A 7,085-nucleotide genomic window follows, 5' to 3' on the forward strand; every position below is an offset into this window, starting at 1 on the left:
ACTAGTTTACTTTGTAGATTAATCAGAAGAGTATTCATATTTTTGAGTGAAAGGCAGTGGAAGTCAATTGAATTATTTTGACATCAAGGCCCGGGAATGGGAACGCCGCTTCATCAAGCGGCTTTCCTCTGGTGATATGGTATGCATGACGGGAACCGGCAAAACGAACGTTATTGAAAAGGTGACGCAGATGACTTTCTGCTTCAAAACTGCTGCGGAGAAAGCTTCTTATAGCATACCTCGCGAAAAAGTAAGGAAAGCCATTTCGTTCCTTCTCTTTCGAAGGACGACGATGCGGAAGCAGCTGGAGCAATTCTCGCATTTTAATTCGTTTCTCATGGGACTGCTTCGACTGATCTTTGTTCAGGTATCCAAGTTAAGTTTCACTCCAAAAGGTTTGCGGTTAAGCATGCGCGGTTTTCGTTTCATACCGGCCGGCATGGACCGGGATCCTCGGAAAATCGGGTTAGCAAAGGAAATGGGCACATCAGTAATTCTATGTTCGTATTTTCATTTGCGAGATGACCTAAACGAGAATTTTCGTTCATATTGCAGAAAGTTTGGAGTGAAGATTCTTCTTGATTCAGGCGCTTGGTCACTATTCAGCGCCCAGGAGAGAGGTAGAAGAGTTGAGCCAATTAATGTAAGGCATCTAATCCACTTTATCAAGCGTCACCGTGACATATTATATGGTTGGATTAACCTGGATGACCTCAAAAGCCCGGTAGCGACGAAGGTGCACCAACTCGTGATGGAGAGGGCGGGAGTAATACCGATCCCTGTCTGGCACGCTCATAGTCCTTTGGATGAGCTCGATCGTATCGTGCACCAGTATGAGTCTGAAGTAGACTTTATCTGTATCGGAGGTTTGGCAAAAGCTTCAGCTGATGAACGAATAGAGGTGTTAGACCGAGTATTCGAGAGACACCCTAATTGTAATTTCCATATCCTCGGCTTTTCGTCTCCGGAGATTCTGCGCTACCCCGTTTTCTCCGCCGATTCTACTGCCCCGATTTGGAGTCACCGGAAGCGATTTTTAATTACGGAGAACGGTCAAGTACCGGCAGATAAGGTAAATACGGATTGGAGTGGAGAAGATTGTTTTGCCTATAACTTGAGCTATCTTAACCGTTTTGAAGAGGAATATGCAGGACATGAGATGCAGCTGCCGATCCTCCCCAAATACTCCAGAAGAAACCTTCAGTTTTCATTATTCTGATAGGATGGTGTATAAGAATGATAGATGTAAATTCATTTTTGAACAATCCGCTAGTATTGGTTGTTGCATTAATGATCACGGTTTTCCTAGTTCGAAAAACATACCGAAAGGTAACGGGTCTAATAGTTACTGTTTTGGGAATTATAAAGCTAGTTCATTTTTTTGCACTACTCCAATAAGAAAAACACCCCAACGGACTTCCGAAGGGGTGTTTTTCTTATTGCCTTATTTTCGTCGGCGTTTCATCTCTAATGCTACTACCTTGCCACCTGACGCTCTAGCAACCTCTCTGATCTCCTCACGCTGTTTCTCCTGGTGTTCCTCTTGAAGTCCCTGATACATGGAGTCGTAATTTTCTGCCCAATCAGGAATGTGCTCTTCAGGATATGGGCAAGTAGGCAGGGAAGGGTTATCGTATGCATAATTCATCTGTCCGGTCACCGGATAATGAAGTGGTGAGCTCGTATCCAGTTTTCGAGTTGCTCTGTATTGATAATCACGGTCCTGACGGAGGCGACACTCTGCCTTCCATGTCTCCAAGATAATTTTACCTGCTTTTCGATTCGGGTATAGTTCCATCCATCGGGTTTTTGGTTCAACCTCACCAAATGTTTCCTTCACTAGCTTATCGATTTGTTTCCAGTTTGAGTGATCCTTAATTGCGAGAGCCAAAACAGCAGCTCTAGACAAGAAAGCAAGAAGAACCGGAAAGGTCAGCGCATAATAACCGTCGAAAAGATTTGTACCATTCTGTTTTATGTTATTGGCCAGAATTAGTAAGGGGATCATCGTGAAGATGGTTAAACTGAGCCAGGCTTTGCGAGGTACAACTTGCCAGATCGTCGGCCGTTTTCCCGCCGGGGTGAACACCTTATATTCATATCGTCTATAGATCAAATCCCGGTATGCTTGGACTACAAACGGGTAAAAGGTGTTTCGGAACGGATTGTTGTTTTCCCACCGAATCCACCGCGGGGGACGTAGCATATAAAAATGGTGTAAAGGAGAGATGTAAGGCGTATTAAACCACCGGATTATCTCCTTTTCAAACAACTTTTGCCGAATTTCTTCAGCTAATGGTGCATATATAGAATAGGCTCCCTTGCAAAGAATCGGCGTTGTGAAGGCTACCGTTACCCATACCCAGTGAGCCGTAAATAAGGTCCATGCTGCACTGATCAATTTCTTGTACTGCTCGTATGGAGAAAACAGCCCGTCGGTGAAATAATCTATACCCGCGAGAACGGGGAATGCAATGAGTGCCAAAAGAATGAGTTTAGAGCATATAGAAAGAATTTGTTTTCCCGCTTCCTTCAAGTTGGTCACCTCGATACAGAATTGTGTAGCTTACTTACTTTTATGTTAAGCCAGTATGGAGAAACTAGCAAACTTACTTACCTATCACTTATGACATATTTTGTCGAAAAAATAAGTAATTCAGTCGTAATATGTCGAACTATGGCGAATTAATTAATACTGTGGTAAAATTATCTATGATACAGCTCTATCAAAAATTGTCAAGGGCCATTTGTAAGGTCGAATAGTCGATGACTTTTCTAATTACGAGTATTATAATGAGAACAATTGGATATTTACAATTATAAAGGGGGGCTTATCTTTGGATAATACAACTAAATCACAGTTAACCTGGAGAAATCTCCTCAATATGAAGGAAGAGTCATCTCGGACTGTTACCGTTAATATAACATTTGATCAAGAGATCGATGAAGAGGCAGTCAAACTTTTCATTTTCAATGCACTTTCGAAGCACGCACAGAGTTCATATTTAGATACTAATCTTGAGGATGCACCGAAGCCAAGCGTTATCACAGTGGAATAACATAGAAGAGTATTTTGTAAAGGACTGATTAGTGCTTAAAATCACTAATTAGTTCTTTTTTTTTTGAGATCAAAGAGAACGAATTAACCGCCCCTGATCATGAGGCGGTTTTTCTTTTACCATAACCAAAATCGTTTGTGCTTCACAGGATCTCCGGCGTTTCCGTAATTCGTTCGCTATTGTTCAGTGAAAATAAAGTATTAGATTGAAAAAAGTATTAGCCCGTGAAAATAAAGTTGTAGACTGTCACTGGCGTTAAGCTAACGGGTAGTTTACTACAATAAATACCACAACAAAACTCATTATCTACCGTATATATGGTGAATTACTTTACAAGTGGTTTTAGGGTTATTACTTTAATTTCGTTAAACATAAGAAACTGAGGGGAAAGAAATTGATGAATGAGACTACAGTTTTACAAGCAGAAAAAATTGCAAGCCATTTTCTAAAGGAGCAAGTAAAAACATCATATCCGATTGTAGATAAAGGTATCATGAATCAGATATGCGTGGTTGAAACGGACAATCATAAAGTTGTTGTACGTATGAATAACAAAGATACTTATTCAAGCTATATCAAGGGAAAATGGTGTATCGAGCAAGCGACTAAAGTAGGGATTCCTAGCCCTAGAGTCTTGTCTGTAGGTGTTGATAATGAAACTGAAACTGCGTACATGATTCAATCTTTTGTAATTGGTAACAACGGAGTGGAAAGTTCAGTTTCTAAGCTATATGCATGGAGACAGCTTGGCGAATATGCAGAGCTTATTTCTTCGATTCCAGTAGAAGGGTATGGAGAAAAACTGTTAGATCCAGTGCAAGGTGTGTTTTTTTCTCCGCCGCATGAAGGGTCAGACGGTAGTTGGCAAGGTTATTTACAACATAATATCAATAGTCTGACAGATGGAGATCGCTTGATTGAGCTAGGAGTCATCTCTCAAGCGGAATCGCAGGAAGTAAAAAAGCTATTTGAAAACCTGAAGAATGAGTCGTTTCGGTTTGGATTAATTCATGGTGATATATCTCTAAAGAATATTGTTGTCAATGAAACAAACCAAGTTAGCTTGCTGGATTGGGGCAATGCAACAGTGACCGTAGTACCCCATGGAGCTGTTGCTCAATTAATGCATTATCAAATACTCGGATTAGCAGAAGCTCCAACTATGGAAGAATTTAAAGCGTTTCTTGAAGGGTACGGGTTGAGCGAAGAAAACTTTACTGAAATAAGACATTTTCTGTTATTGAAGGCTTTTGATAACCTTAGATGGGCAATTAATTGTAGTCCAGTCCATATTGAATCCTTTTCTGCGTTCGCGAAACAAGTCGTTGACATGATAATGGGGAAGAACGGTAAACTATAACATCATTGTGGTGAAGTCAGCCGACGAATACGTTAAGCTAACGGGTACGATAGCTCAATCACACCACAAGCCGAGGCTGCCTGTAAATGGAGTGGCTGGCTTAAAAACATTTATGAATTTATTGGAGTTGAGACCGAGATGAGTAAAGACAAAATAGATAGAAGGAAAGTACGCAGGCAAAAACGGAGGGCGGCTCTCAGTAATAGTTACGAAATAGACAAAAGTGATGCACAAGTCATTCTGGACGCAGTGTTCTCCTATATAAATGACCGTCGTCACGAGCCCCGTATGATATTATTTATGGTTAGTAGGGATCAAGGGGAAACTTGGACAGATGAATTAGTAAACATAGCTGTTACCGACCCTAATTTGTCCACCTTAAAGATAGGAGATTGGGTTAAAAAGAGGGGAGATGAAACGACCTACGTAATCGTAGCTAATGAAGGCGAGAATAAAATCCATGGCGCTTTCCAAGACGATCCTGACTCCCCTCTATTTCTTCCAGAAGGTCACTTGTATCAATATGCTTTACCATACACTTAACCTAAACCTTATCTAAATTATACTATGATTAAGCTAACCGGGAACGATAGTTTAATAAACATCAACGAGGCTGTCGAACTATTGATTCGGCAGCCTTCATTACGCTAACGGGCAGGTTAACGTAACTTATTTTGCGAATACATTAGGGCAGGGCGACGAATACGTCGGGTTCCTTTCTTGTTAAGTGATAAGAGTATACCTTCGTAGACCTTACCTCCATTGAGCTGCGTGAAGCGCAGAAAGTAAGCTCCCTTGACCAGAAAAAAGGGACCGAATCCACATCGGACGAGGCCCCTGCTTCTTTTTCTTACGGTTTGGAGGTCTCGTTAATCTTCTCGAAGTACGGGGCTAGCTTGGAGGCGAGCTGCTTAAACTGCTGCTGTTCTTCTTTAGTCAGTCTCTCTTCATGTACTACCCCATTTTCATCGGTGATTTTCAGCTTTAATTGCACAAGCTGCTTGGTCAGTGCCGTATACTCCTTAAACTCGTCTTCCGTGAGCTTTCCTTTTGCTGTCTGAAGCATACCCTCAATCTCTTTATAATCTTCCTGCGTACCGCCGTGCTCTTCAATGGTCGTAGAAGAACCGAAAATATCATTAGCCAGATAGGAACCAGCAAATGCGGCGGATGGAATTAAGATGACTATTGCGGCAATTCCAATGAGAATACGTTTTTTCATGGGAGATTTACCTCTCTTTTCGTTCGCATAGTGTTGATATGACTGTCGGACACGTCCATACAAATCGGGAGGGCATTGCATCGAATCTGCCACCTGACGAAGCTCGTCTCGTAACTGCTTGTCAATAGACATACGCGTCTCCTCCCGTCATTTTGAATCGTTTTCGTAGTTCTTTCAGTGCCAGGTGCTGCCTGGATTTCACTGTGCCAACGGGGATTTGCAGCATATCTGCGATTTCTTCCATCGTATAGTCGTACAAATAACGCAGGATGATGACCACTCGTAGTTTGTAAGATAACTGGCGGACTAGGCTGAACAGCTCATGCTGCATTTCGGACTGCAGGACAGTTTTGTCTGTCCAGTCGAAATATTCGCCAGTCGTCTGGCGGTTACGTTCAATGAGTCGAATTCGCCGCCAAGCCTTTCTCTTCCAATCCTGGACCTGATGTATAGCGATACCGTGCAACCAAAATTTGAAAGGCCGGCTCGAGTCGTATGTGTGAAACGACCGCCACATTCGCAGATAAACCTCATTCACTATGTCCTCAATGTCCTGTTTGTTGTAGACGAGAAAAGCAACCGTCCGATAGACATCTTGGTGAGTCGCCTGATAGACAAGCTGAAAAGCCGACTCGTCGCCCAACGTCGCGTTTTCAAGCAATGGAATTAATTCTTTATCATTCATAGGGGCCCCTCCTGAACGTGTTACAACTCTTAATTCGCTCCTATAAGGAAAAAGGTTCAGTAAGAGAGGAATTTTTTTAATAATACTATCTTTTTAAGAACTTTGCCTTTATTCATGAGCTTTCCCAAACGAGGAACACCGGGAAAAATCTGGGGCACGATAGCTCAATAACCATAACCATCAAGAGACGGTATCTGGCATAAGGGCTGCCATTTCTCAACTACCATGAAAGAACGAATTAACTTTCATGCTCTGTGGTGCAAAGAAGAGATGCATGAATGGCTAACGGGCAGGATAATTTTAGATTCAGTGGAATATCTTGTATTGGTAAAGGGCTTTGATATACATAACATGTATAAAAGGAGGGCGAAGATGGGGAGCTATAATGACTTTGCAAAGCAATATAACGACATGGTGACCTCCGGGGGACCTAGTGTCTCATACAGATATATTTTGCAGTACTTAAAAGATAAATCTGATCTTGCCGGTCTAAATGTATGTGATATCGGTTGTGGACAAGGTGAATTAGCTTATCAACTGTCTCTGCTTGGAGTAAAGGTAACTGGTGTCGATTTAAGTGAAAAGCTTCTGGAGTACGCAGAAAATCATACAAATCAGGTTACTTGGGTGCAAGATGATGCTATGTCGCTACATAAATTGGAAGATAGTGCTTTTGATTATGTAATATCTAGCGTAATGCTGATGGATGTTCAGGACCATAAGAAGGTGTTTGATGCTGTATATCGAGTCTTAAAACCA

General features: G+C 41.8%; 7 protein-coding genes. 4 read left to right on the forward strand and 3 right to left on the reverse strand.

What is annotated here, in order from left to right; translation table 11 throughout:
• Positions 1 to 67 precede the first annotated feature (67 nt).
• Complete coding sequence (locus tag AC0YNS_RS26985; RefSeq protein ID WP_475784030.1) at positions 68 to 1,219, forward strand: hypothetical protein; 1,152 nt, start codon at positions 68 to 70, stop codon at positions 1,217 to 1,219.
• A gap of 225 nt (positions 1,220 to 1,444) precedes the next feature.
• On the opposite strand, the gene AC0YNS_RS26990 is transcribed toward AC0YNS_RS26985, so the two are convergent.
• Entirely contained in the window at positions 1,445 to 2,536 is a 1,092-nt protein-coding gene (locus tag AC0YNS_RS26990; RefSeq protein ID WP_475784031.1) for a hypothetical protein, read from the reverse strand.
• Between the two features lie 920 nt (positions 2,537 to 3,456).
• Here AC0YNS_RS26990 and AC0YNS_RS26995 point away from each other — a divergent pair.
• Together AC0YNS_RS26995 and AC0YNS_RS27000 are read left to right on the forward strand one after the other, a co-directional pair.
• Positions 3,457 to 4,419: a phosphotransferase gene (locus tag AC0YNS_RS26995; protein ID WP_475784032.1), complete on the forward strand. Its 963-nt coding sequence runs from the start codon at positions 3,457 to 3,459 to the stop codon at positions 4,417 to 4,419.
• Between the two features lie 138 nt (positions 4,420 to 4,557).
• A complete protein-coding gene (locus AC0YNS_RS27000; protein WP_475784033.1) occupies positions 4,558 to 4,962 on the forward strand; it encodes a hypothetical protein in 405 nt (134 codons plus the stop codon).
• A gap of 307 nt (positions 4,963 to 5,269) precedes the next feature.
• Here AC0YNS_RS27000 and AC0YNS_RS27005 read toward each other — a convergent pair whose 3' ends face one another.
• Together AC0YNS_RS27005 and AC0YNS_RS27010 are read right to left on the reverse strand one after the other, a co-directional pair.
• Entirely contained in the window at positions 5,270 to 5,641 is a 372-nt protein-coding gene (locus AC0YNS_RS27005) for a DUF3600 domain-containing protein (protein WP_475784034.1), read from the reverse strand.
• A gap of 121 nt (positions 5,642 to 5,762) precedes the next feature.
• Entirely contained in the window at positions 5,763 to 6,326 is a 564-nt protein-coding gene (locus tag AC0YNS_RS27010; protein WP_475784035.1) for a sigma-70 family RNA polymerase sigma factor, read from the reverse strand.
• 372 nt (positions 6,327 to 6,698) lie between these two features.
• Here AC0YNS_RS27010 and AC0YNS_RS27015 point away from each other — a divergent pair.
• The coding region (locus AC0YNS_RS27015) for a class I SAM-dependent methyltransferase (protein ID WP_475784036.1) at positions 6,699 to 7,085 on the forward strand (387 nt) is incomplete at its 3' end.

Source organism: Paenibacillus sp. J22FR21 (assembly GCF_056269135.1).